The sequence below is a fragment of the Saccharopolyspora kobensis genome, from assembly GCF_900108315.1.
Taxonomy (GTDB): Bacteria; Actinomycetota; Actinomycetes; order Mycobacteriales; family Pseudonocardiaceae; genus Saccharopolyspora; species Saccharopolyspora kobensis.
In genome coordinates this window covers 370,900-395,026 of the sequence record NZ_FNVB01000004.1, presented here as the reverse complement: position 1 = coordinate 395,026, position 24,127 = coordinate 370,900, and the positions used below count along the sequence as shown (strand labels likewise).

The following is a 24,127-nucleotide window of genomic DNA, read 5'->3' as shown; positions in this document are numbered from 1 at the left end:
ATCAACGCAGCAGATCCGCGAAGTGTTCCAGCGCCACCCGAACGGCCGCAGCCCGCACGCCGTGCCGGTCACCCGGCAAGCGCACCGAGTGCACCACCGCGCCGCCCGGCCCGGCGAACCCGAGGTGCACGGTGCCGGGTGCCACGCCGTCCTGCGGATCCGGCCCCGCCACGCCGGTCAGCCCGATGCCCCAGTCCGCCCGGCACCTGGTGCGCGCACCGTCGGCGAGCATCTCCGCGACCCGCGGGTGCACCGCGCCGCACTCGGCGAGCAGGTCGGAGTCGACGCCGGCCAGCTCGGCCTTGAGGTCGGTGGCGTAGACGACGAGCCCGCCGCGCACCACGTCGCTGGCCCCGGGCACGTCGGTCAGCGTGGCGGCCACCAGCCCGGCGGTCAGCGATTCCGCGGTGGCGACCGTCTCGCCGCGCTTGCGCAGGACGTCGAGCAGGTCCGCCACCTGCGAGAACGGCAGACCGACCGGTTCCAGGATCATGCGCCGGCCTTGGTCCGTCCCGCGGCGCGCAGCCGGACCGCGCGGACCACGTAGTCGAGCCCGGTGCCGACGGTGACCAGCACCGCCGCGCCCATCAGGACCCAGCGCGGCAGGTCGGCCCAGGCGCCGAGGGGCATCAGGTAGAGACCGATGGCCAGGGCCTGCAGCAGCGTCTTGATCTTCCCGCCGTAGCTGGCCGCGATCACGCCGTGCCGGATCACCCAGAACCGCAGCAGCGTGATGGCCAGCTCGCGGCCGATGATCACCCAGGTGACCCACCAGCCGAGGTCGCCGAGCACGCTGAGGCCGATCAGCGCGGCGCCGGTGAGCGCCTTGTCCGCGATCGGATCGGCGATCTTGCCGAAGTCGGTGACCAGGCCGCGGCGGCGCGCCAGGTCACCGTCGATGCGGTCGGTGATCGAGGCGACCGCGAACACCCCGGTGGCGATCCAGCGCCACAGGTCGTCGTGCCCGCCGTCCCAGAACAGCGCGACCAGGAACACCGGCACCAGCGCGAGCCGGGACACGGTCAGGATGTTGGCGATGTTGACCAGCGGTACCGGCTCGGGCCGCACCGCCTGCGGGTTGGATGCCGCGCCATCGGCCGTCATGGTTGCTCCCCGGACCGGTCCTCCGCGGGCGCGCCACCGACCGGGCGAACGACGAGGTCCACGCCCTCGCTGTCCACCACCCGGCACCGCAGCACTTCACCCACGCCGACCTCTCCAGCATCTTCGACGAGGCACTCCCCGTCCACCTCCGGCCCCTGATGGTCGGCACGCCCGACGACCTCGCCGTCGTCGATGCGCTCGACCAGGACCCGCACCTCGCTGCCGATGCGGTCCTCGGCGCGCTGCGCGATCAGCTCGTCGACCAGGTCGGAGAGCTTCTCGACGCGCTCGTCGACGACCTCGGGGTCGAGCTTGTCGGCGAACCCGGCCGCCTCGGTGCCGTCCTCGTCGGAGTAGCCGAACACGCCGACGGCGTCCAGCCGGGCGCGGGTGAGGAAGTCCTGCAGCTCGGCGAAGTCCTCCTCGGTCTCGCCGGGGAACCCGACGATGAAGTTGCTGCGGATGCCCGCCTCCGGCGCCAGCTCGCGGATCTGCTCGATCAGCGCCAGGAAGGACTCGGTGGAGCCGAACCGGCGCATCCGCCGCAGCACCGACTCGCTGGAGTGCTGGAAGGACAGGTCGAAGTAGGGCGCGACGCCGGGCGTGCTCGCGATGGTGCGCACCAGACCGGGCCGGGTCTCGGCGGGCTGCAGGTAGGAGACGCGGACCCGCTCGACGCCCTCGACCTCGGCCAGTCGCGGCAGCAGCAGCTCCAGCGCGCGCGGGTCGGCGAGGTCCTTGCCGTAGGAGGTCGAGTTCTCGCTGACCAGGAACAGCTCCTTGGCGCCGTGCTCGGCCAGCCACACGGCCTCGCCCAGCACCTCCTCGGGCTGCCGGGACAGGAACGAGCCGCGGAAGGACGGGATCGCGCAGAACGAGCAGCGCCGGTCGCAGCCGGAGGCCAGCTTCAGCGCGGCGACGGGCGAGTCGTCGAGCCGGCGGCGCGCCACCGAGCGCGCGGCGGGCACCCAGCCGTGGCCGGGCACCGCGACCTCCGCTGCAGCGGCGGGACGGGCGACCGGGGTGATCGGCAGCATCTTGCGCCGGTCCTGCGGCTGGTGGGCCTGGATGGCCTTGCCCGCGAGGACGTCGTCGAGCCGGTCGGCGAGCTGGCCGTAGTGGTCGAAGCCGAGGACCGCGTCGGCCTCCGGCAGGTGCTCGGCGAGCTCGTTGCCGTAGCGCTCGGCCATGCAGCCGACCGCGACGACCTTCGCGCCGGTGTCGGAGGCGGCGAGCAGCGTGTCGACGGAGTCCTTCTTGGCCGATTCGACGAAGCCGCAGGTGTTCACGACCACCACGTCGGCGGCGTCCTCCGCGTCGACGAGGTCCCAGCCGCGGCTGTGCAGGTTCCCGGCGAGCTCTTCGGAGTCGACTTCATTGCGGGCGCAACCGAGCGTGACCATGGCGACTCGGCGGTGATTCTGCTCGGTTGACATGCGTCGAGCCTAACGTCCAGGTGTTGCGGCCCTGCCTGAACCCGGCCCTCGCGGACGACGACGTCACCCGGGGTGCGCGCGATGGTGGTCGAGATTACCACCCGGAGCACCCGCCTTATGGTTAGGCTTACCTAACGTGAACGCTCCGGTAGAGATCCGCCCGGCCCGAGTGCGCGACGTCCGCGACATCAAGGCGCTGATCGACCACTACGCCGGGAAGGTGGTGCTCGGCAAGGACCTCGTCACGCTCTACGAGGACGTCCAGGAGTTCTGGGTCGCCGAATCGGACGGCGTCCTCGTCGGCTGCGGCGCCCTGCACGTGCTGTGGGAGGACCTCGCCGAGATCCGCACCGTCGCGGTGGACCCGACGAGCAAGGGGCGCGGCGTCGGGCACGCGATCGTCACCCGGCTGATCGCGGCGGCCGCCGAGCTCGGCCTGGCCAGGATCTTCGTGCTCACCTTCGAGACGGAGTTCTTCGGCAGGCACGGTTTCCTGCCGATCGCCGACACGCCGGTGCCGCCGGAGATCTACCAGGAGATCCGGCGCTCGCCGGACGAGGGCGTGGCCCAGTTCCTCGACCTGGCCCATGTCAAGCCGAACACCCTCGGCAACACGCGGATGCTGCTGCACCTCGGCGCGTGCTGAGCAATCCGGTGGCGCGCGGCGCTACCATGCCCCCATGAATGACTATGCGCCATCGGCGATAGCGATTCGGCGGGCGCGGATCGCCGACGTCCCGGCGATCAAGACGCTGGTCGACACCTACGCGGGCGAGGTGCTGCTGGCCAAGGACCTGGTGACCCTCTACGAGGACATCCAGGAGTTCTGGGTCGCCGAGCTGTCCGAACCCGGCCGTGCGGCCCGCGTGGTGGGCTGCGGCGCCCTGCACGTGCTCTGGGAGGACCTCGCCGAGATCCGCACCGTCGCGGTGGACCCGGCGACCAAGGGCACCGGCATCGGCCACCGCCTGGTGCGCCAGCTGGTGGCGCTGGCCCGCGAGCTGGGCCTGGCCCGCGTCTTCGTGCTGACCTTCGAGACGGAGTTCTTCGGCAGGCACGGCTTCCGGGAGGTCGACGGCGCGCCGGTCACCCCGGAGGTCTACGAGGAGATGCGCCGCTCGGTCGACGCGGGCGTGGCGGAATTCCTCGACCTGGCCAACATCAAGCCCAACACCCTCGGCAACACCCGGATGCTCCTCAAGCTCACCTGATCCCGGACGCGGTGCCAGCACTTGCGACCAGAGACGAAAGTTTTTCACGTAAGTGATCACCGGGCGCGGCACAACACCGTCGAAGGGGGGAGCGTGCAGCGGAGCTCGATCGGTTTGGCGGCCGCGACCAAGGTTCTCGCGGGCTGCGCGTCCGCCGACGAGAGCGCTGACCAGCTCTACGCCCGGCAGGGCTGACGAGCAGTTCGCCGCCCCGGCGCCGCCACCGATCGGCCCAGCGGAGGTTCCACCTTTCTCGTGCAGGTTGCTCAGCTTCCCCGCGAACATCACCCGCACCGGCTATAACACGGTGAGCGATCACTCCGGATCCGAGGAGCCCTGCCGTGGAACGATCCCCCGCTCGCCGTGGCTTGTTCACCACCGCCGTCGCCGCCGGGGCGCTGCTGCTCACCGCCGGCACCGCGCACGCCGACCTCAGCCCGGGAGAACTGCGCAGCACCACCGACCAGTACCTGTTCGAGCTCTCCCTCGACGACTTCACCCGGACCAGGGCCGAGCAGCCGCACGCCGACCAGCTGGACTGGTCCTCCGACGGCTGCTCGATGTCGCCGGACGAGCCGCTGGGCTTCAAGTTCCGCACCAGCTGCGACCGGCACGACTTCGGGTACCGCAACTACAAGAAGCAGGAGCGGTTCACCGAGCCGAACCGCAAGGAGATCGACGACAACTTCCGCGACGACATGTACACCGCCTGCGGTGACAACCTGGCGTGCAAGGGCACCGCGAACATCTACTACTTCGCGGTGCGGGAGTTCGGCGGCGTGAGCGGCTCCACCGCCGAAGCCGTCGAGCACGCGCAGATCCAGCAGCTGCCGTCGACCGCCGACGAGCCGCTGAGGTTCCAGGCGGTCAACGCCGCGGGCCACCTCGTGCAGATCACGGCGACCGACTGACCGAGAGGGGGCGTGCCCGGGCCAGGCACGCCCCCGACGTCCTACTCGGACAAACTCGTCGTGTAGTAGGCGGTGGCGGTGGGCACCGAGAGCACGCCGTCGAACGCCGCCACGACCGGCGTGGGCATGTTCTCGCTCTGCGCCCGGATGCCGACCAGCTCCTCCGGCCCGCCGCGCAGATCGGTGAGGGTCACCTCGCCGCCGCGCCCCGCGTCGACGAGCGCCGCTTCGACGCTGCCCGGCGCGGGATCGGGCATCTGCACGTCGACCACGTCGAACCCGGCCTCGGCGGCCGCGTTCGGGTAGATCTCCGGGATCCGCTCGGCGGTGTGGGTCTGGGCCAGCGCGCGGTAGCCGTCGCCGAGCATCCGGGCCAGGTAGTGGCCCAGCGGCAGCAGCGCCAGCTCATCGCCGAAGAACACCGGGGACTTCTGGACGTGGTTGTTGTGCGCGGCCAGCGCGATGCGCGTGCCCGCGGGCAGCCGGTCGAGCCACCAGCGCATCGACTCGGCCATGTGGTGGTCCCTCGCCGACGGGTCCGCGAGCAGGCCGTCTCCCGCGAAGAAGCTCCGCATCGCGCCGAACATGTAGTCCGCGCGCACGGCGGTCTCCAGGTGCCGCAGCGCCACGTCGTAGCGCTCCTGATCGCTGCGCGACACGTAGAGCGGCTCCATCGACCGGACCCGCACCAGCAACCGCGCCAGCGACGCGGTCAGCGCGTCCTGCTCCGCGGTCGCCAGCCCACCCCACCTGGGAGCGGCCACGGCGACCGACGTGCCGGTGATCCGGTCCGAGATCGACAACGCGGTGTCGATCCGCGAAGCGGCGTCCGGGTCGACCTCGCGGAGGTAGTCGGCCACCGGTTCCAGCGCCGGGCGCAGTTGACCCCCGGCCACCGGGGTGTCCAACCCGGCGAAGCGCAGCGGGTGCCCGCTGGTGCTGTTGTGCTCGCGCAGCCAGCGCACGAGCGCCGGGTTCACCCCGGCGTTCGTGGTCCCCGCCAGGCCTGCGAGTTCGGCTTCCCCACCGCTGCCGCGCAACCAGTGGTCCAGCGCGATGCCCTCGCTGAACCCGAACTCGAAGGTCAGGACCGTGAAGCCGCAGCGCTCGGCGAGGAAGCGCAGCATCCGCTGCCGGGTGTCGGTGAACTCGCGGACGAAGTGGGCGCCTTCGCCCAGCGCCACGACGCGGGCGTCACCGATGATCTCCCGCAGCGGTTCGAGGTCGTCCAGCGGCGCGTCGGCGTCGAGGCTGGTCAAGGTGTGGGATCGGGCGCGGAACCAGTCCGCGGGCGTGCGGTCGTTCGTCATCCCTCGTTCGCTCCTCGGGTTTGGTGTGCAAGAAGGTCACCGAACGGGAGGGCGGATCCGGCTCATCAGGCCGGGCAGCGGGCAGCGACCGGTCGCGGGTTCGCCCGCACCGGTGTTCCGCTCCTCCCGGGGAGGAGCGTCAGAGGAAGAGACTGCCCGTTGCCATGCTGCGAGATTAGCAACTCGTTCGCGGAGGTAATGTCGCACCGCGACGAAGGGAGCTCGAATGGTCAAGCGGCAACTTCCGCGCTGGTCCGAACTGCGTCCGCTCCTGCGGGTCAAGCCACCGCAGTTCAACCCCACCGAGCGCCGGCTGTCGGCCGCGCACTCCATCGCCGACCTGCGCACCATCGCCCGCCTGCGCACACCGCGTGCCGTGTTCGACTACACCGACGGCGCCGCCGAGGGGGAGATCAGCCTGCGCCGCGCCCGCCGGGCGTTCCGCGATGTCGAGTTCCGCCCGTCGGTGCTGCGCGACGTGTCCGCTGTGGACACCTCGACCGAGATCCTCGGCAAGCCGTCGAAGCTGCCGTTCTCCTTCGCCCCCACCGGTTTCACGCGGATGATGAACCACGAGGGCGAACCGGCGGTGGCCCGCGTCGCCGAGCGCACCGGCATCCCGTACGCGCTCTCCACGATGGGCACGACGTCGGTGGAGGACCTGGCCGCCGCCGCGCCGGAGGCCCGCAAGTGGTTCCAGCTCTACCTGTGGAAGGACCGCGAGGCCAGCCGAGCGCTGGTCGAGCGCGCGCAGGACGCGGGCTACGAAGCGCTGATCCTCACCGTGGACACGCCCGTCGGCGGCGCGCGGCTGCGCGATGCCCGCAACGGCCTGACCATCCCGCCGGAGCTCACGCTCAAGACGATCGTGGACGGCGCGATGCACCCGGCCTGGTGGTTCAACCTGCTCACCACCGAGCCGCTGACGTTCGCCTCCTTCCACCACTGGTCGGGCACGGTGCACGACCTGATCAACTCGATGTTCGACCCGTCGCTGAACTACGCCGACCTGGAGTGGCTGCGGGAGCTCTGGCGGGGCCCGCTGATCATCAAGGGCATCCAGAACCCCGACGACGCCCGCCGCGTGGTCGAGCTGGGCGCCGACGGCGTGATCCTGTCCAACCACGGCGGGCGCCAGCTGGACCGGGCGCCGACCATGCTGGAGCTGCTGCCGGCGGTGCGCGAAGCGATCGGCGACCGGGCCGAGATCCTGCTGGACACCGGCATCACCAGCGGCGCGGACATCGTCGCGGCGATCGCGCTGGGCGCCGACTCGTGCCTCATCGGCCGCGCCTACCTCTACGGCCTGATGGCCGGTGGCGAACGAGGTGTGCAGAAGGCGGTGGACATCCTCAGCACCGAGATCGTCCGCACCCTCCAGCTCCTCGGCGTCCGCTCCATCGCCGATCTCGACCGCACGCACGCGGCGCTGCGCCGCTAGCCGCTCCTGTCCGGGCGGGGGTGGGCCTTCAGCAGCCACCCCCGCCGGAATCCCCACCGCCACCGCCACCGCCACCACCGGAATCCCCACCACCACCGCCGTCGGAGGAGTCCCAACCGGCGTAGTACCCGCCGACGCCCGCCGATCCGCCGCGGGCGGTGCCGCGGCGCTTCCGGGGCCGGCGCGCCGGAATCCAGTACTCCACCCGGTCCCAGATCAGGCCGCCCGCGATCAAGAGCACGAAGAACAGCCCCACGTAGGCCATCACGTCCATCCCGCCGCCTCCTCGCCGTTCGTCGACAGCAAGAACGCCGGTGCCGGACGTCGCGTTGCCGTTCTCGCCGCGGCGAACGGGTGAATCAGCGGCCGGGGCGCGGATCGATCAGGTGGGTCTGCGGAGGTGCGGCCGTCGTGGCACCGTCGATCGGGCCCGTGGCGTGGAACGCCTCGCAGGGGCCGCCGATGTACTTCTCGAAGTCCGTGGTCACGTGGATGACCGAATCGCCGTCGCTGGTCGGCAGCAGTGTCGGGCTGAAGTTCCGGCAGGAGCTGCCCTGGTTGTAGCTGATCTGCACCGGCGACGGGATCTCCCGCCAGCCGCGGGCCAGGTCGGACGGGTTGTCGTTGACCATCAGCGTGCGCCCGTTGCCCGGCGCCCAGCCGCCCTGGTCGTTGGCCAGCATCTGGTAGGCCAGCAGCAGTCGGCCGTTCGGGTTCGGGCCCGGCGCCCAGGCGATGGTCGGCGTGCCCAGCGGTTGACCACCGGTCTCCGACAGGACCTCGGTGCCCAGGTCGTACGGGTCGCCGAAGTCCCAGCCGTCCTGGGAGGTGCGCGTCCAGATCGTGCAGATGTGCACCGGGTCGTAGTTGCAGACCTCGTAGGCCATCACGTAGGTGCCGTCGGGCAGCTGCCGCACGCCCGCCATGCCGGGGCGCACGGTGAACTCGTCGTTCTTGATGGTCTCCCGCAGGTCCGTCCAGTTCCGGCCGTCGGCGGAGCGCATCTGGACCATCTTCTGGTCGTGCTTCGGATCGCCGTCGTCGGAGTAGAACACGACCAGGTCGCCCTGCTTGGAAACGGTGAACTCCGGTTCCCACACGCCCGGCCCCACCGGCGCCTGCACGATGGTGGACAGGAAGCTCCAGGTGCGGCCGTGGTCGTCGCTGCGCCACAGGCGGATGCTGCTGCGCCGCTCCTCCGGGTCGGCGCCGACGCCCGCGGTGCCCGCCCACAGCAGCGTTCCGGCGGGCATGTCGCCGACCTGCTGCGGCAGTTCGTACAGCGTCGAGCAGCACATGCCCTTCTCGTCCGCGCCCTCCGGATCGCGGATCTCGCCGACGGGCTGGAACGTGGCGCCGTCGTCGTCGCTCTCGTAGACGACCGCGAATCCGGTGCGGTCGGCGTAGGTCGTCATGCTGACCAGCACGCGGCCGTTGGCCTCACCGGAGTTCTGCAACCGCACCAGCCGGGGATAGCTGCTGCCCCCGGCGCGCAACAGCTCCCCTCTGTCCACATCGGAGGGACCGGCGTCCCCGGCGGCCACCGACTGGAATCCGGCCAGCAGCAGCACCGATAACGAAACCGACAGGACGGCGCGTAATTTCCGGACGAGCATGCGCGAACCTCACGAAATCGCGGCGGACAAATACCGTCAGCGCGCCGGAGAATATCTCAAACATCGTGAAATTCGGTCGGTTCCAGAATTCCGTTCAGCGCAATCACGATTCGCAAACGGAGCAGTGCGAAGAGACCGGGAAAGCCGGCTGAAATGCCGGTGAAAACGGGAAGAACGCGGCACGTGAGCGTTTCGGGGCGCCTTAGCACCCCGAAACGCTCACGGCCTCACTCCTCGTCCGGGGACGGCCCACCGCGGATCGAGTACAGCGCGTTCTCCAGCTCATCGGGCTTGACCAGCACCTCGCGGGCCTTCGAGCCCTCCGACGGGCCGACCACACCGCGCGACTCCAGCAGGTCCATCAGCCGGCCGGCCTTGGCGAAACCGACCCGCAGCTTGCGCTGCAGCATCGAGGTGGAGCCGAACTGGCTGGTCACCACGAGCTCGGCGGCCTGCAGCAGCACGTCGAGGTCGTCGCCGATGTCGGAGTCGACCTCCTTCTTCTCGCTCGCCTTGGCCGCGGTGACGCCGTCGGTGTACTCCGGCTCGGCCTGCTCCTTGGTGAAGGAGACGATGCGGTGGATCTCGTCGTCGCCGACGAACGAGCCCTGCACCCGGGCCGGCCGCGACGCGCCCATCGGCAGGTACAGCGCGTCGCCCATGCCGATCAGCTTCTCCGCACCGGGCTGGTCAAGGATGACCCGCGAGTCGGTCAGCGACGAGGTCGCGAACGCCAGCCGGGACGGCACGTTCGTCTTGATCAGGCCGGTCACCACGTCCACCGACGGCCGCTGGGTGGCCAGCACCAGGTGGATGCCCGCGGCACGCGCCTTCTGCGTGATGCGCACGATGGCGTCCTCGACGTCGCGCGGCGCGGTCATCATCAGGTCGGCGAGCTCGTCGACGATGGCCAGGATGTACGGGTAGGGCCGGTACTCCCGCTCGCTGCCCAGCGGCGCGGTGATCTCGCCGGACTTCACCTTGCGGTTGAAGTCGTCGATGTGCCGCACCCGGTTGGCCTGCATGTCCTGGTAGCGCTGCTCCATCTCCTCCACCAGCCAGGCCAGCGCGGCGGCGGCCTTCTTCGGCTGGGTGATGATGGGCGTGATCAGGTGCGGGATGCCCTCGTAGGGCGTCAGCTCCACCATCTTCGGGTCGATCAGGATCATCCTGACCTCCTGCGGCGTCGCCCGCGCCAGCAGCGACACCAGCATGGAGTTGACGAAGCTGGACTTACCGGAACCGGTGGAACCGGCCACCAGCAGGTGCGGCATCTTGGCCAGGTTCGCGGTGACCATGTGGCCTTCGATGTCCTTGCCCAGGCCCATCACCAGCGGGTGGCTGTCCTTGGTGGCCTGGCTGGAGCGCAGCACGTCGCCGAGGCGCACCATCTCCCGGTCGCTGTTGGGCACCTCGATGCCCACCGCGGACTTGCCCGGGATCGGCGCCAGCAGCCGCACGTTGTCGGTGGCCGCCGCGTAGGCGATGTTCTTGGTGAGCGCGGTGATCTTCTCGACCTTCACGCCGGGGCCGAGCTCGACCTCGTAGCGCGTCACGGTCGGGCCGCGGGTGAACCCGGTGACCTGGGCGTCGATGTTGAACTGCTCCAGCACCGCGGTGATCGCCTCGATCATCGCGTCGTTGGCCCGGCTGCGGTTCTTCGGCGGTTCGCCGTCGGTGAGCACGTCCAGCGGCGGCAGCTTGTAGTCGCCCTCGACGCTCCGGCTGATCTGCGGCTTGTCGCTCTTCTTCGGCTTCTCCGGAGCGGGCTGGTTCGCCGGCACCACGGCCGCGGCCTTCGGCTTGACCGGCTTCGGCTCCTCCGGAACGTCCTCGATGGACAGCTGCGGGTCCTCGTCGGCCATCGCCGCCTGCCGCCGCCGCGAGGGGCGGCGCAGCTTGACCTCGGTCGGTTCCGCGTCCTCGGCCTTCGACCGCGACCGCTTCGGCTCGTCGGCTTCTTCCTCGGCGTCGCCGCCCCGCAGCCAATCACCGATGTCGCGCACCGAGGTGCCGGTGAGCACCAGCAGCCCGAACAGCCCGACCAGCACCAGCACCGGAACGGCGACCCAAGGCGTGAGCCCGTACTCCAGCGGCCCGCCCGCGACGAAGCCGAGCGCACCACCGGCGTGGGGCCACTGCTCTGGTTCCAGCGGGGCACCGGAAGCGATGTGGATGACGCCGAGCGTGGTGAGGATCAGCAGCATCGAACCGATCACCACCCGCGGCCGGGCCTCGGCCGTGCTCTCGGTGCGCATCAGCACGATCGCGACGCCCAGGAGCACGAGCGGCAGCACGACGGCGGCCGAGCCGATGATCGAGCGCAGCGCCAGGTCGAAGCCGTGGCCGACCGGCCCGCCCGCCTGCCACCAGACGCCGGCGGCCGCGATCACCGCGGTGGCCAGGAAGACCAGCGCCAGCCCGTCGCGCCGGTGCGCCGGGTCGAGCTCGCGGGTCTTGCCCATCGCCCGCACCACGCTGCCCACGCCGCGGGCCACGCCACCGCCGCGGGACTTCGCCGGGCGCTTGGCGGGCTGGCGGCGCGGCGCGTGCGTCGAGCCGCGCGGTTTGGCCGTGCTCTTGCGCGCGGTTCCCGACTTCGCGCGGGGTTTGCCCTGACCCGATCCGCCACTGCGGGACGCGGAGCCGCTACTCTTCGTGGCGCTCTTGCTGCGCGCCGATCCACGTCCCCCGTTCGATGTCCGGCTCGCCATACCCCACACGGTATCCGCACCCGCCTCTCCCGTCACAACAGCCACGGCGAACAGCGGCTCGGACGCTTTTCTCGGGCGTTCTCCCCCATTCAGGGCATCGGGCGTGAGATCCTCGGAAATCATGGTTGCTCTTCCGACCGGTCCGCACGAGCCGACACGCCGAACCGACCGCGAGAAGCTGTTCCGCGGCGCGCCGCTGCTGTGGCGCGCGCTGATGCGGGTGGACCGGGCGATCATCGGCATCACCGGGCGGCTGGAAGTCACCGGTGACGTGCCGGACGAGCTGCGCGGCAAGCCGCTGCTGCTGGCCGCCAACCACATCGGCAACCTGGACGCCCTCGTCCTGATCGCGGCTTGCCGGACCCGTCGGCTGGCGCCGCGCTTCCTGGCCACCGGCGGCCTGTTCGACACCCCGGTGCTGGGCGGGGTGCTGCGCCGCTGCAGGCACGTCCGCGCCGACCGGGGCAAGAGCACCGCAGGCGAGGCGATGGACCGGGTGGTCGCGGCCCTGACCAGCGATCACCACCCGGTGCTGGTGTACCCGGAAGGCCGCATCACGCTGGAACCGGACATGTGGCCGGAGCGCGGCAAGACCGGCGCGGCCCGCATGGCGCTGGCCTCCGGCGCGACCGTGGTGCCGATCAGCCAGTGGGGCGCCCACGAGGCGATGTGCTACGGCATGGTCCGCGTGGAGAGCGCCGCTGACCTGCGCATCCTGCTCACCTCGTGGCTGCGCGCGGTCCGCCGCCGACCGCGGCTGCGAGTCCACTTCGGACCGCCGGTCGACCTCACCGACCTGTCCGCCGACCGCGTCGGCGACGCGACCCGCGCCCGCGACCGCATCATGCGAGCGATCACCGACGGCCTGACCCCGCTCCGCGCGGGCGAGCTCGGCGCGCCCCACCACCAGGACCCGACCCGCCCGGCCACGGACAAGCCCAGCCCCTGGCGGCCCTGATCAGGCCGATCGGCCGCGGCCGTGCGGCCGATCGGCGGGCATCCACATCGGACGTTGTTCAACTACCGGTAGTTGTGCGGTCACGCTGCTGGTGAGGGCGTGACATCTTCCGAGGAGATCGTGTTATGTCCGCTTTCTCCTGATCGGAAGGCACGCCCGTGCGATCGTCACGCAGACTCGCGCTCCTCCTCCCGCTCGTCCTCACCGCTGTCCTGGCGTTCACCGTCGCCGGGGCCCCGACCGCCCTCGCCTTCCCGCCCGACGTGCCCAGCAAGGCCGAGGTCCAGTCCGAGCTCAACGGGCTGACCGTGCGCACCGAGGGCTCCATGACCGGCTACTCCCGGGAGAAGTTCCCGCACTGGAAGACCGTCTCGGGCACCTGCAGCACCCGCGAGCAGGTGCTCAAGCGCGACGGCGACAACGTCGAGGTCGGCTCGGACTGCTACCCCACCTCCGGCAGCTGGTACAGCTACTTCGACGGCGTCACCAGGACCTCGCCGTCGGAGATCAGCATCGACCACATCGTCCCGTTGGCGGAGGCCTGGCGCTCCGGCGCCAGCGGCTGGAGCACCGCCAAGCGCGAAGCGTTCGCCAACGATCTCGACGGCCCGCAGCTGATCGCGGTGACCACCGAGATCAACAGCACCAAGGGCGACCGCGACCCGGCGTCCTGGAAGCCCCCGCGCACCAGCGCGCACTGCGGCTACGCGAAGTTCTGGATCCACACCAAGCACCGCTGGCAGCTCACCCTGCAGAGCGCCGAGAAGTCGGCCCTGCAGACGATGCTCAACACCTGCTCGTACTAGCCCGCCCCACTGATCCGCCTCTCCGCGATTTTCAGCGGTGGTCGCGCTTTGGCGGTGATCCCGCGCTTTCGGGGTTTCTCGCGGCTGGGCCGCGTCACAGCCCCCTGAGATGCGGCCGGGTGAGCCTCGAAACCTCGATGTGGTCCGTTTCTGCTGGTAGGGGTCCGTGAGTGGTTTGGGGTGCTATGGCGCCCCAAAACGCTCACGGGCACTGAGCAGCGGAAACGGACCCTGATCAGGGCCTCTCCGGGCGGAAGTCGCCCGGACAGAGCAATTCTCGCCAACGGCGGGGCCTGGGCGCGGCATCGCGTTTACTGTCCACATTGCTCACCTGGTCGGTGGGCGCAACCGGACGGACGGGGGCAATCGTGCGAAAAGTCGTCACCGCCGGGATCGCGGCCGGGCTCCTGGCGAGCCTGTCACCGGCGATCGCGAGCGCGGCACCGGAGTTCGACCCGGCACCGGTCCAGTGGGGCCCGTGCTCCGACGAAGGACTGCAGAAGGCCGGTGCGGAGTGCGGGACGGTGCAGGTACCGCTGGACTACGCCGACCCGGCGGGTGAGCAGATCTCGCTGGCGGTCTCCCGGGTCAAGCACACCGTGCCCGAGGACCAGTACCAGGGCGTCATGCTGGTCAACCCGGGCGGGCCGGGCGGTTCCGGGCTCGGGCTGTCCGCGCTCGGCGCGTACGTGCCCAAGAACGCGGGCGCGGCCTACGACTGGATCGGCTTCGACCCGCGCGGTGTCGGTGCCAGCGAACCCGCGATCTCCTGCGACCCGGGCTACTTCTCCTACGACCGTCCGCACTACCTGCCCACGACGCCGGAGCTGGAGCAGACCTGGCTCGACCGCTCGGAGGGCTACGCCCGCGCTTGCGGCAACACCGGCAAGCTCCTCGACCACATCAAGACCACCGACGTCGTCGAGGACATGGACAGCATCCGCAAGGCGCTGGGCGCCGAGCAGATCAACTACTACGGCTTCTCCTACGGCACCTACCTCGGCCAGGTCTACGGCACCCTGCACCCGGAGCGGATGCGCCGGGTGGTGATGGACGGCGTGGTCGACGTCGAAGACGTCTGGTACCAGGCCAACCTGAACCAGGACGTGGCCTTCGACCGCAACATCAAGATCTTCTTCGACTGGATCGCCCAGCACGACGCGACCTTCCACCTGGGCACCACCGGCGCGGAGGTCGAGAAGCTCTACTACGAGCAGCAAGCCGCGCTGGACGCGCAACCGGCGGGCGGCGTGATCGGCCCCGACGAGTGGACCGACCTGTTCCTGACCGCGGGCTACTCGCAGTCGGCGTGGGACAGCCGCGCCAAGGCGTTCGCGGGCTGGGTCCACGACGGCGACTGGGAAACGCTGAAGAAGATCTACGACAGCGCGAACCCGCCGGGCGACGACAACGGCTACGCGGTCTACCTGTCGGTGCAGTGCACGGACGTGAAGTGGCCGCAGAGCTGGCCGAAGTGGCGCAAGGACAACTGGGAGACCCACGAGAAGGCGCCGTTCGAGACCTGGGCCAACGCCTGGTACAACGCCCCGTGCCTGTTCTGGCCGGCGAAGCCGGGCAAGCCGGTCGAGGTGGACGGCAGCGGCGTCGAGAGCGCGCTCCTGATCAGCGAAGAGCTGGACGCGGCAACCCCGTTCCCGGGAGCCCTGGAAGCCCGCGAGCGCTTCCCCGGAGCGAGCCTGATCAGCCTCCCCGGCGGCACGACCCACTCCGGCTCCCTGAGCGGAAACACCTGCCTCGACGACCAGATCGCGGACTACCTCCGCACGGGCGAGCTTCCGCCGCGCAAGCCCGGTGAAGGCCCGGACACGACGTGCGAGCCCCTCCCCCAGCCCACCCCGGAGGGCGCGAACACCCTGTTCAGCAAGCGCCCGCAGCAACCGGAATTCCTCCAGGAGGCCCTCCAGGCCAACTGGCGCTGACGCGGGTTCCCGCTACGCGACGGCCCGGCACCACGGTGCCGGGCCGTCGCACGTGGCGATCAGGCGTCGCCGTTGAGCATGGCGGCGGTCAGGACGTTGCCGGCCACGCCCCAACCACCGTCAACGACCTCGTCGACGACAACGACCGTGGTCGGCCGCGCCCGCTCCCCGTAGATCTCGGCGTACAGGTCGGTGGTGCGTTCGATGATCTTCTTCTTGTCCGCCGCGGTGATGGTGTCGGCGGGGACCTTGAAGTGCGCGAATGGCACGGGTTTCCTCCTGGGGTTGTGTTGGGTGAGCGGTTCGGCGGGCCGCTGCGTCGGAACAGAGCCGGGCGTCACACCATGCCGCCGTTCGCGCGCAGGATCTGGCCGTTGACCCAGCGGCCCTCGGCGCTGGTCAGGAACGCGACGACAGCGGCGATGTCCTCCGGGGTGCCCAGGCGCTCCAGCGGCGGTGCCTTGGCCAGCGACTCGACCTGCTCCTCCGTCTTGCCCTCGAGGAAGAGCTCGGTTGCGGTCGGGCCCGGGGCGACGGTGTTCACGGTGATGTCGCGCCCGCGCAGCTCGCGCGCCAGGATCAGGGTCATCGCCTCGATCGCGCCCTTGCTGGCGGCGTACGCGCCATAGTCGGGGAACTGCGTGCCGACGACGGAACTGGAGAAGCACACGAGGGAACCGCCTGCGCGCAGGCGCTGCGCGGCCAGCTGGGCGACGACGAAAGCTCCGCGGACATTGGTCCGGTGCAGCTGGTCGAGGACGTTCAGGTCGAGTTCGGCGATGGGCGAGAGCGCCAAGCGCCCCGCAGCGTTCACGACGACGTCCACGCCCCCGAACGCCGCCTCCGTCCGGTCGAAGAGCGCTGCGACGGCGTTCTCGTCGGCGACGTCGGCCTGGACCGCGAGCGCCGTGCCACCGGCGGTGGTGAGAGCGGCCACCGTCTCCTCCGCGGCAGCGGCGTCGGTGGCGTAGTTGACGACGACGGCCCAGCCGCCGGAGCTGAGCCGGTGGGACACGGCCCGGCCGATGCCGCGCGAGCCCCCGGTGACGACCGCGACCCGGCCGACCGCCGCACTGGTGGTGTCGGTGGAAGTCATGCCTCCACGGTGCGGGGCACCTGCGGGCGGTACCAGGGGATGGCGTCCCCTGTGCCGGCTGCCCCAGCTGTCCCAGACTGGTGGTCGTGAAGTCCGCGAAGCACACCGAGCTGGGCGCGTTCCTCCGATCCCGGCGCGAGCGCATCCGCCCCGAGGAGGTGGGGCTCGTCCGCGGCCCGCGGCGCCGCGTGCCCGGGCTGCGCCGCGACGAGGTGGCCCAGCTCGCGGGCGCGTCGGTGGACTACTACAACGAGCTGGAACGCGGCGCCGGCTCCCAACCGTCCGAGCAGATGCTCGCGGCCCTCGCACGGGCCCTGCGGCTGACCGCCGACGAGCGCGATCACCTCTACCACCTCGCCGATCGCCCGGTCCCGGTGCAGGGCGGCCTCTCCTCGCACGTCCACCCCGGCATGCTCGACCTGCTCACCCGGCTGACCTCGACGCCAGCCCAGGTCATCACCGATCTGCACGCCACTCTCGTGCAGAACCCGCTCGCCGTCGCCCTGCTCGGCGACCAATCGGGCTTCCACGGCCAGGAAGCGAGCTTCATCCACCGGTGGTTCACCGACCCCGAAGCACGGCGGATCTACCCCGAGGAGGACCACCCGACGCAATCCCGGGCGTTGGCCGCCGACCTGCGGGCCGCAGCAGCGCGCCGGGACGCCCGCGACACCGAAGCGAGCTCGCTGATCGCAACGCTGCTCCACCGCTCTCCCGAATTCGCCGAACTCTGGGCCGAGCACGACGTGGCATTCCGCCGCAACGACCGAAAGCGCCTCGTCCACCCCGCCCTGGGAGTCCTCGACGTCAACTGCCTGCACCTGTTCAGCGAAGACGGCCGCCAACGACTCCTCTGGTTCACCCCCGCGGTAGGCACGGACAGCGCCGACAAACTGGATCTCCTCGCCGTCATCGCCACCCAGCGACTCACCGACCACGGGGACTGAAACCACCGCGAACGGCTGTTGGGCGCTGAGAACGGGGCTGACTCGCGGGAGGCAGCGCCGTTCGCGTTCACGACACCCCTAGTCACGCACTGCGACGTTCAGGTGAACGGCTGGCCGACTCAGCAGCCTCGATATGGTGATCAGCGCCATAGTGTCGACCGAGTCAACCTGCTGTGGTCACGCGCGGTGATCACACAAAATGGATCAGCAACCAGAGAGCGTCATGAGAAGGGGGACATTCACATGACCGGATTCCGGGTAGACCCAGACTCACTGCGCGAAGCGATCGCGGATTTGAAGGCGGCACAGAAACGCGTAGTGGCACTTCGGCGAAAGGCCGCAAGCATCGACGCTGGCGAGCTCACCGCTGGCGACCGGGCCACGCAGATGTTCAAGGAAGCAGTCAAGCAACGGGCCGTCGGCGACGCCGGATCGCTGGAAGCCTTCGCCACAGCTCTTGCCGACAAACTTGATGCGAAGATCCAGGGGTATGAGGAGACGCTCAAGGAGTACGAGTCGCTGGACGACGCCGCAAGCGTTGACCAGCGCCGTACCGCCCCGCAGGCGTGAGAATCTTTGTTGATCGCGAGGAGTGACGTGTTGAAACGCGGTGCCGTTCTCGGCGCAAGCCTGGTCATGGCCGTCCTGCTGGCGGCGTGCGGAACCCAGACACCGGAGCCCGGTGGAGAACAGCCATCGCAGAGCACCCCACCCGCGTCCGGTACGCAGATCAGCAATCCCAAGGACGCCGCCACAGTCCCGCCCTGCGACCTGCTCCCACCGGATGCGGCAACAGGCTTCGGGCTCGAACTCCCAGGGGATGACGAGTCGGACGATTCGCGCCGGGCCTGCGGCTGGTACTCCGCCGATCAGAGCGAAAGCCTGGGTTTGGCAGTGCTCCCCGATCGCCCGCTTTCGTCCTATCTGGACAATCGGACGCAGTTCGCAGACTTTGCAGAACTCACCATCGCGGGCCACCCGGCTGTTCGCGCGAACCGGAACGATCCCAAGACACAGGGAACCTGCGACATCTTCCTTGCCACCAAGGAAAACGAGATCCTGAGCTCGCAGACATATTTTTCCGACAAGTCCAAGGACGCATGTGGTCTTGCGCAGCAGGCTCTCGAAGCCGCTGTGCCTGCCCTTCCTTCGGCGAAATAGCGATATTGGGGGAAAGAAGTGACGACACCGAGCTTGAGTATGGAGCCGTGCTACCTGAGCGCGGCCAAGGAGTACCGGACCCAGATGGGCGGGGCTCCTGACGCTTCAGCGCTGCCCTCGCCGACGGGAAACGGGGCGGAGCAGTGGGGTGAAGTCGCCGATGACTTTCAGGGCCTCGTAGGTGACGTCGAGACTGCGCTGCGCAAGGCGGAGACCGCGCACCAGGGCAAGGCCGCCGACGCCGCCAACGCCTCGATCGCCGAGGTGATGCCGCTCGCCGAGGCGGCCGCCAACACCTCGCAGGGCATTCGCAGCGCGGTCCAGATGCAGGACGACAACCAGCGGCACACCTTCACCTCGTTGCCCGCCCAGGGGGAGACGCTGCCCAGCGGCAAGGAGGCCGTCCTCGATCCGCCGCAGAAGGGGTGGGTCGAGGACTGGGGTCTGGATTCCAACCCGATCACCGGCTGGATGAGCGACTACGAAGAGCGCCAGGAAGCCTTCGCCGAGACCAATCAGCAGGCGACCGACGCCATGACGCAGTACCGGGCGCAGACCGAAGCCGCCATCGCTCAGATGCCGGAGTTCAAGCCCGCTGACCAGCCGCCGCCTCCGCCGCCGCAGAACTCCACTCCGTACCCGAGCACGCCCAGCGGTTACTCGAACACCCCGTCCGGCTACACCAGCGGCAGCGGGATCACCTCGGCTCCGGCGGGCACTTCTTCTTCGTGGGCTTCGGTGCCGAGCCCGACGCCGTCCTACTCCCCCACTCCTTCCGCTCCTCCGGCCGGCACCTCGCCGGTGTGGGCGACGCCGACTCCCGGACAGGGGCAGGGGCCGGGGCTTCCGCCCGGGGTCGTTCGCGGGCCGGACGGAACGCTCTACCGGCAGAACCCGCAGACCGGTGCGTGGGAACGGCAGAACCCCTACAACGGCCGCTGGGCTCCGTCGCCTAACGGCGGCCCCGGCAGCGGACGCGGCCCGGGCGGTGGGCCCGGCGGCGGCATGCCGCGCGGGGGTGGCGTCGGTGCCGGTGGTGGCAACCAGCTCGGCGCCGGTGGGCGCGCGGGCGCGGGCAGCCTCGGCGGGGGCATGGGCTCCGGCTCAGGCGCCAACGGCCCCGGCGCAGCGGGTGCCGGCGGGCGCGGTGCCGCCGGTGGCATGGGCGGCGCTGGCGGAGCCGCGCGCGGCAAGCAGGGCGAGGAGGACCAGGAGCACGAGCGTCCCGGCTGGCTGCAGGAGCAGGACGACGTCTTCACCAACGACATGGACAAGGTCGCGCCGCCGGTCTTCGGCGACATGCCCAACGGGGGACGGTGATCGTGGCGGGGCGCGAACTCAGCCTCTCCCCCACCGCCGCTACCTACCTCTGCACCGAGTTCGACCTGCAGCTGCACCCGCTGCTGCGGGTCGGCTGGCTGCCGGTGGAGGCCACCGACGACGACCGTCGCGCGGCGGCCGAACGCGGGCGGCAGCAGCTGGCCCAGCAGGGCCTGCTCGACGGCGGTGATCTCCACCCGTTCCTGGAGGACGCCATCCAGCTGCTGGCGCGGCCGCCGCTGGCGGTCGGGGTCGCCGTCAACTCCCGGGAGGGCGAGAGCTTCAACGCGGTGCTGGTGGAGCACGGTCGCAGCACGATCCAGGCCTACCAGGCCGACGGCGACGCGCAGAACGCGCTGCGGGACATCCGCATCAAGCGCCACGAGCACGGCGGCCCGGCCGGCAACGCGGTGAACCTGCTCGGCCGGATCACCGCGGGCGAGGGCGTTTCGGTCTCGGTGCCCTACGAGCAGCTGGACCGGGCGGGCAAGCGCATGAGCAGCGGCGAGGGAACCTTCGGTTCGGCGTTGTCCGCCAACGGGATTCGCGGCAACGACGCGAAGACCCTCGTGCAGGCCTTCTCCGCGAAGCGGACCCTGGAAGGGCTGTTCACCGTCCGCGCCTACGACCAGAAGGTACGCCGGATGCACACGCTGCCGTTCAACGTCCAGTTCTTCGCCACCGAAGCGGGCTGCTTCCTGGCCCAGCGCAAACCGGGCCGCGACGGCCGCGAGTGGTACACGCTCGCTCCCGCCGACAGCCGGAAGCTCATCTCCTCCATCGAGGAGATGATCAAGGTGCTGACCAGGCCGGCCGCGAGGATCTGACGCGGTTCCAGGTGCAGCAGAAGGGCCGGCCTCCGGTGGAGGTCGGCCCTTCTGGCGTGCGTGAGGTTGCTGTCAGCCTTCCCAGATCGGGGCGTTGACGCAGTAGTTCACCTGCGGCGAGCCGATCGGCGCGACCAGCGCCAGGACGCCCACGTTGTTGCCGCACAGCTGGATCGGCAGGAGGCTGACGTTGTTGTCGTTCAGCAGGTTGATCCCGTCGTTGTCGTAGCTGTCGGCGAAGGCCGGGGAACCGATCGCCAGCAGGGCAGCCGTTGCGGCCGCAGCACCGAGAAGCCGAGTCGAAGTACGCACCTGAAGACCCCAATCCTCCGATTTGGTGGTTCCGCCGGTCCGCTGGTCCCACGTCGGGGTGGGTACCTCCCGCACCGGCGTCATCCACCCTGGCAGCCGATCTCCACCGCGGCCTGTCGTGTCCCTCCAAAGTGGATCGCAGACCACCCGGTGGCGATCCACACAACGCGGAGTAATCGGAGAATTGGGATCAACGAACCGAAATCACCCCTCGGACGGGTGAGCGAATCAGGCGCCGACCGGGAGGACGTTCGGCACGATCATCGGGCGGCGGCGGTACTTCTCCGCCACCCAGCGGCCGACCACCCGGCGCACCGCCTGCGCGATCCGGTGGGTGTCGGTGATGCCCTCCGCCTCGGTGCGGGCCAGCTCCATCTCCACCAGCGGCACCACGTCGTCCAGCGCCTTCGGGTCGTCGGAGAAGCCCCGGCCGGAGATCGTCGGCGACGACACCGCGCGGCCCGTCGCGGCCTCCACCGCGACCGTGATCGCGATGAACCCGCCCTCGCCCAGCACCAGGCGGTCGGACAGCGTCGACTCGCCCACGTCGCCGACGGACAGCCCGTCGACGTAGACGTGCCCGACCTCCACCCGCCCGGCGATGCTGGCGATCCCGTCGAGCAGGTCGACCACGACACCGTCCTCGGCGATCACCACGCGGTCCGCGGGCACGCCGGTCAGCCGGGCGAGCTCGGCGTTCGCCCGCAGGTGGCGCCACTCGCCGTGCACCGGCATCACGTTGCTCGGCCGCACCGCGTTGTAGAGGTACAGCAGCTCACCGGCCGAGGCGTGCCCGGAAACGTGCACCTTCGCGTGTCCCTGGTGCACCACCTGTGCGCCCAACCGCACCAGGCCGTTGACCACGCCGAACACCGCGGTCTCGTTGCCGGGGATCAGCGAGCTGGCCAGCACCACCGTGTCACCGGCGCGGATGCTGATCTGCTTGTGCTCCCCGCGCGCCATGCGGGACAGCGCGGACAGCGGCTCGCCCTGCGAACCGGTCGAGACGAACGCGACCTCGTGCTCGGGCATCTCCAGCGCATCAGATAGGTCGACCAGCAGGCCGTCCGGCACGTTCAGCATGCCCAGGTCCGCCGCGATGCCCATGTTGCGGACCATCGAGCGCCCGACGAAGCAGACCTTGCGGCCGTGCGCCTCGGCGACGTCCAGCACCTGCTGCACGCGGTGCACGTGGCTGGCGAAGCAGGCCACGATCACCCGCTGGGTGGCCTTGCCGATCACCCGGTCCAGCACCGGCCCGATCTCGCGCTCCGGCGTGACGAACCCGGGCACCTCGGCGTTCGTGGAGTCGACCAGGAACAGGTCCACGCCCTCGTCGCCGAGCCGGGAGAACCCGGCCAGGTCGGTCAGCCGGCCGTCCAGCGGCAGCTGGTCCAGCTTGATGTCACCGGTGTGCAGCGCCACCCCGGCCGGCGTGCGGATGGCCACCGCGAGCGCGTCCGGGATGGAGTGGTTGACCGCGAAGAACTCCAGGTCGAAGGAGCCGTGCTGGCTGCGCTGGCCCTCGGCGACCTCCACCAGCACCGGGCTCAGCCGGTGCTCGCGGCACTTCGCCGCCAGCAGCGCGAGAGTGAACTTCGAGCCCACCACCGGCAGGTCCGGGCGCAGCCGCAGCAAGAACGGCACCGCGCCGATGTGGTCCTCGTGGCCGTGCGTGAGCACCAGCGCGTCGATGTCCTCGAGCCGGTTCTCGATCGCCCCGAAGTCCGGCAGGATCAGGTCCACGCCGGGTGCGTCGTCCTCGGGGAACAGCACGCCGCAGTCGACGATCAGCAGCCGGCCGCCGTACTCGAAGACGGTCATGTTGCGGCCGACCTCGCCGATGCCGCCGAGCGCAACGACTCGCAGCCCACCCTCGGCCAACGGGGATGGTGGAGCCGAAGAAATCGGCGTCACCGGGTGGTACTCGGTGGCTGTCGCCTTTGCGCTCAACGCTGGTTCACCTCTGTGCGGCGTCCGGATTGACCAATACCAGGCCAGCATCCCACAGGTCGCTGGTGATCAATCGCACCTGCTCCTCGGTAGCGGCCGGCAGCGGCAGCCGCGGCTGCCCCGTCTCGTAGCCGCACAGCCGCAGCGCGGTCTTCGAGAAGATGACGCCGCCGACGAAGTTCATCGACCGGTACACCGGCAGCAGTCCGTTGTGGATCTCCCGGGCGCCGTTGATGTCACCGGCCTCGTAGGCGTCCAGCATCGAGCGCAGCCGGTCGCCCACGACGTGCCCGATCACGCTGACGAAACCGACCGCGCCGACCGACAGCCACGGCAGGTTCAGCGGGTCCTCGCCGGAGTAGTACGCGAGGTCGGTGGAGGCCAGGACCTCGCTGCCCGCCAGCAGGTCGTGCTTGGAGTCCTTGACCGCCTTGATCCGCGGGTGCTCGGCGAGCCGCTTGAGGGTGTCGACCTGGATCGGCACGACCGAGCGCGGCGGGATGTCGTAGAGCATCACGGGCAGCTCGGTGGCGTCGGCGACCGTCCAGAAGTGCTGGAACAGGCCCTCCTGCGGCGGCCGGGAGTAGTACGGCGTGACCACCAGCAGGCCGTGCGCACCGGCGTGCTCCGCGGCGCGGGCCAGCTCGACGGAGTGCTCGGTGTTGTTGGTGCCCGCACCGGCCACGACGGTCGCGCGGTCCCCCACCGCCTCGACCACGGCGCGCAGCAGCTGCGCCTTCTCGTGGTCGCTGGTCGTGGGGCTCTCACCGGTGGTGCCGTTGACGACCAACCCGTCGTTGCCGACGCTGTCCACCAGGTACGTCGCCAGTTCCTGGGCGAGTTTGAGGTCGAGCTTCCCGTCCTCGTCGAACGGCGTGACCATCGCGGTCAGGACGCGGCCGAACGGGCGGCCCGGAATCGCAGTGGGGCAGGCGGTCATGGCCCTGACGCTACCTGGTGACTTCCCTGTTCAGAGCGCCCGGACCGGGGTCACCGAACATTCCGGAAACCCCGAGTCCCGCACCCGTTCCCAGCCGTGCATCTTCCGGCTGAGCAGGCCTGTT

The 24,127-nt window shown here is 70.2% G+C and carries 24 protein-coding genes; 12 read left to right on the top strand and 12 right to left on the bottom strand.

Translation table 11 applies throughout. The features are described 5' to 3' along the window. Position 1 precedes the first annotated feature (1 nt). Genes C4T78_RS14690 through rimO form a run of 3 tightly spaced genes read right to left on the bottom strand, consistent with a single transcriptional unit; the run spans position 2 to position 2,540 of the window. Positions 2-493: a CinA family protein gene (locus tag C4T78_RS14690; protein ID WP_093344896.1), complete on the bottom strand. Its 492-nt coding sequence runs from the start codon at positions 491-493 to the stop codon at positions 2-4. Beyond that, positions 490-1,104, bottom strand: a complete 615-nt coding sequence (gene pgsA / locus C4T78_RS14685) for a CDP-diacylglycerol--glycerol-3-phosphate 3-phosphatidyltransferase (RefSeq protein ID WP_093344893.1) — start codon at positions 1,102-1,104, stop codon at positions 490-492. Before pgsA ends, C4T78_RS14690 begins: the two co-directional genes overlap by 4 nt. Then, the gene (gene rimO, locus C4T78_RS14680; RefSeq protein ID WP_093344890.1) at positions 1,101-2,540 is read right to left on the bottom strand and encodes a 30S ribosomal protein S12 methylthiotransferase RimO; all 1,440 of its coding nucleotides are present in this window, start codon (positions 2,538-2,540) and stop codon (positions 1,101-1,103) included. The genes pgsA and rimO overlap by 4 nt, the downstream gene beginning before the upstream one ends. Positions 2,541-2,676: 136 nt before the next feature. Here rimO and C4T78_RS14675 point away from each other — a divergent pair, with 136 nt between their 5' ends. The 3 genes from C4T78_RS14675 (at position 2,677) to C4T78_RS14665 (ending at position 4,662) form a co-directional block, all read left to right on the top strand. Continuing rightward, a complete protein-coding gene (locus C4T78_RS14675; protein ID WP_093344888.1) occupies positions 2,677-3,186 on the top strand; it encodes an amino-acid N-acetyltransferase in 510 nt (169 codons plus the stop codon). A gap of 34 nt (positions 3,187-3,220) precedes the next feature. Beyond that, a complete protein-coding gene (locus C4T78_RS14670; protein WP_093344885.1) occupies positions 3,221-3,751 on the top strand; it encodes an amino-acid N-acetyltransferase in 531 nt (176 codons plus the stop codon). 341 nt (positions 3,752-4,092) lie between these two features. Next, complete coding sequence (locus C4T78_RS14665; protein ID WP_093344882.1) at positions 4,093-4,662, top strand: phospholipase; 570 nt, start codon at positions 4,093-4,095, stop codon at positions 4,660-4,662. A 41-nt stretch (positions 4,663-4,703) separates the two neighbouring features. On the opposite strand, the gene C4T78_RS14660 is transcribed toward C4T78_RS14665, so the two are convergent. Then, positions 4,704-5,972 (bottom strand): erythromycin esterase family protein, encoded by a 1,269-nt coding sequence (locus C4T78_RS14660; RefSeq protein WP_093344880.1) that lies wholly within the window; start codon positions 5,970-5,972, stop codon positions 4,704-4,706. Positions 5,973-6,198: 226 nt separating this feature from the next. On the opposite strand from C4T78_RS14660, the gene C4T78_RS14655 reads away from it, so the two are divergent. Further along, a complete protein-coding gene (locus C4T78_RS14655) occupies positions 6,199-7,413 on the top strand; it encodes an alpha-hydroxy acid oxidase (protein WP_093344877.1) in 1,215 nt (404 codons plus the stop codon). 28 nt (positions 7,414-7,441) lie between these two features. Here C4T78_RS14655 and C4T78_RS14650 read toward each other — a convergent pair whose 3' ends face one another. The 3 genes from C4T78_RS14650 to C4T78_RS14640 all read right to left on the bottom strand — a co-directional run bounded on the left by C4T78_RS14650 (position 7,442) and on the right by C4T78_RS14640 (position 11,743). Next, positions 7,442-7,687, bottom strand: a complete 246-nt coding sequence (locus C4T78_RS14650; protein WP_093344875.1) for a hypothetical protein — start codon at positions 7,685-7,687, stop codon at positions 7,442-7,444. 85 nt (positions 7,688-7,772) lie between these two features. Then, positions 7,773-9,029, bottom strand: coding sequence for a sialidase family protein (locus C4T78_RS14645; protein ID WP_093344872.1), 1,257 nt, complete (start codon positions 9,027-9,029; stop codon positions 7,773-7,775). 227 nt (positions 9,030-9,256) lie between these two features. Beyond that, a complete protein-coding gene (locus tag C4T78_RS14640) occupies positions 9,257-11,743 on the bottom strand; it encodes a DNA translocase FtsK (protein WP_177247340.1) in 2,487 nt (828 codons plus the stop codon). 121 nt (positions 11,744-11,864) lie between these two features. Between C4T78_RS14640 and C4T78_RS14635 the strand changes: the two genes are divergently transcribed. The 3 genes from C4T78_RS14635 to C4T78_RS14625 all read left to right on the top strand — a co-directional run bounded on the left by C4T78_RS14635 (position 11,865) and on the right by C4T78_RS14625 (position 15,447). Continuing rightward, a complete protein-coding gene (locus C4T78_RS14635; protein ID WP_177247339.1) occupies positions 11,865-12,701 on the top strand; it encodes a lysophospholipid acyltransferase family protein in 837 nt (278 codons plus the stop codon). A gap of 158 nt (positions 12,702-12,859) precedes the next feature. Next, a complete protein-coding gene (locus C4T78_RS14630; RefSeq protein ID WP_374703874.1) occupies positions 12,860-13,507 on the top strand; it encodes an HNH endonuclease family protein in 648 nt (215 codons plus the stop codon). 368 nt (positions 13,508-13,875) lie between these two features. Beyond that, the gene (locus tag C4T78_RS14625) at positions 13,876-15,447 is read left to right on the top strand and encodes an alpha/beta hydrolase (protein WP_093344867.1); all 1,572 of its coding nucleotides are present in this window, start codon (positions 13,876-13,878) and stop codon (positions 15,445-15,447) included. A gap of 59 nt (positions 15,448-15,506) precedes the next feature. Here C4T78_RS14625 and C4T78_RS14620 read toward each other — a convergent pair whose 3' ends face one another. Both C4T78_RS14620 and C4T78_RS14615 read right to left on the bottom strand, forming a co-directional pair. Next, complete coding sequence (locus C4T78_RS14620; protein WP_093344863.1) at positions 15,507-15,716, bottom strand: tautomerase family protein; 210 nt, start codon at positions 15,714-15,716, stop codon at positions 15,507-15,509. Positions 15,717-15,784: 68 nt separating this feature from the next. Continuing rightward, positions 15,785-16,543: an SDR family oxidoreductase gene (locus C4T78_RS14615; RefSeq protein ID WP_093344861.1), complete on the bottom strand. Its 759-nt coding sequence runs from the start codon at positions 16,541-16,543 to the stop codon at positions 15,785-15,787. 86 nt (positions 16,544-16,629) lie between these two features. Between C4T78_RS14615 and C4T78_RS14610 the strand changes: the two genes are divergently transcribed. The 5 genes from C4T78_RS14610 (at position 16,630) to C4T78_RS14590 (ending at position 20,798) form a co-directional block, all read left to right on the top strand. Continuing rightward, positions 16,630-17,490, top strand: a complete 861-nt coding sequence (locus C4T78_RS14610) for a helix-turn-helix transcriptional regulator (protein WP_093344858.1) — start codon at positions 16,630-16,632, stop codon at positions 17,488-17,490. 243 nt (positions 17,491-17,733) lie between these two features. Continuing rightward, a complete protein-coding gene (locus C4T78_RS14605; RefSeq protein WP_143185706.1) occupies positions 17,734-18,060 on the top strand; it encodes a hypothetical protein in 327 nt (108 codons plus the stop codon). Positions 18,061-18,087: 27 nt separating this feature from the next. Next, complete coding sequence (locus tag C4T78_RS14600) at positions 18,088-18,651, top strand: DUF3558 domain-containing protein (RefSeq protein WP_093344853.1); 564 nt, start codon at positions 18,088-18,090, stop codon at positions 18,649-18,651. A 33-nt stretch (positions 18,652-18,684) separates the two neighbouring features. Beyond that, complete coding sequence (locus tag C4T78_RS14595; protein ID WP_218161409.1) at positions 18,685-19,971, top strand: hypothetical protein; 1,287 nt, start codon at positions 18,685-18,687, stop codon at positions 19,969-19,971. A 2-nt stretch (positions 19,972-19,973) separates the two neighbouring features. After that, complete coding sequence (locus tag C4T78_RS14590; protein ID WP_093344851.1) at positions 19,974-20,798, top strand: ESX secretion-associated protein EspG; 825 nt, start codon at positions 19,974-19,976, stop codon at positions 20,796-20,798. 72 nt (positions 20,799-20,870) lie between these two features. On the opposite strand, the gene C4T78_RS14585 is transcribed toward C4T78_RS14590, so the two are convergent. From C4T78_RS14585 to dapA, 3 genes are all read right to left on the bottom strand, one after another. Next, positions 20,871-21,110, bottom strand: a complete 240-nt coding sequence (locus C4T78_RS14585; RefSeq protein ID WP_218161408.1) for a hypothetical protein — start codon at positions 21,108-21,110, stop codon at positions 20,871-20,873. Between the two features lie 228 nt (positions 21,111-21,338). Beyond that, on the bottom strand, positions 21,339-23,063 hold the full coding sequence (locus tag C4T78_RS14580) for a ribonuclease J (RefSeq protein ID WP_093344849.1): 1,725 nt from the start codon (positions 23,061-23,063) through the stop codon (positions 21,339-21,341). A gap of 7 nt (positions 23,064-23,070) precedes the next feature. Then, positions 23,071-24,003, bottom strand: coding sequence for a 4-hydroxy-tetrahydrodipicolinate synthase (dapA, locus tag C4T78_RS14575; RefSeq protein ID WP_093344846.1), 933 nt, complete (start codon positions 24,001-24,003; stop codon positions 23,071-23,073). Between the last annotated feature and the right edge of the window lie 124 nt (positions 24,004-24,127).

Bases quoted from the DNA above. Each gene is read 5' to 3' on its own strand.
- C4T78_RS14690 (WP_093344896.1), bottom strand. From the start codon at position 493: ATGATCCTGGAACCGGTCGGTCTGCCGTTCTCGCAGGTGGCGGACCTG.
- pgsA (WP_093344893.1), bottom strand. From the start codon at position 1,104: ATGACGGCCGATGGCGCGGCATCCAACCCGCAGGCGGTGCGGCCCGAG.
- rimO (WP_093344890.1), bottom strand. From the start codon at position 2,540: ATGTCAACCGAGCAGAATCACCGCCGAGTCGCCATGGTCACGCTCGGT.
- C4T78_RS14670 (WP_093344885.1), top strand. From the start codon at position 3,221: ATGAATGACTATGCGCCATCGGCGATAGCGATTCGGCGGGCGCGGATC.
- C4T78_RS14660 (WP_093344880.1), bottom strand. From the start codon at position 5,972: ATGACGAACGACCGCACGCCCGCGGACTGGTTCCGCGCCCGATCCCAC.
- C4T78_RS14655 (WP_093344877.1), top strand. From the start codon at position 6,199: ATGGTCAAGCGGCAACTTCCGCGCTGGTCCGAACTGCGTCCGCTCCTG.
- C4T78_RS14650 (WP_093344875.1), bottom strand. From the start codon at position 7,687: ATGGACGTGATGGCCTACGTGGGGCTGTTCTTCGTGCTCTTGATCGCG.
- C4T78_RS14645 (WP_093344872.1), bottom strand. From the start codon at position 9,029: ATGCTCGTCCGGAAATTACGCGCCGTCCTGTCGGTTTCGTTATCGGTG.
- C4T78_RS14640 (WP_177247340.1), bottom strand. From the start codon at position 11,743: ATGGCGAGCCGGACATCGAACGGGGGACGTGGATCGGCGCGCAGCAAG.
- C4T78_RS14635 (WP_177247339.1), top strand. From the start codon at position 11,865: ATGGTTGCTCTTCCGACCGGTCCGCACGAGCCGACACGCCGAACCGAC.
- C4T78_RS14615 (WP_093344861.1), bottom strand. From the start codon at position 16,543: ATGACTTCCACCGACACCACCAGTGCGGCGGTCGGCCGGGTCGCGGTC.
- C4T78_RS14605 (WP_143185706.1), top strand. From the start codon at position 17,734: ATGACCGGATTCCGGGTAGACCCAGACTCACTGCGCGAAGCGATCGCG.
- dapA (WP_093344846.1), bottom strand. From the start codon at position 24,003: ATGACCGCCTGCCCCACTGCGATTCCGGGCCGCCCGTTCGGCCGCGTC.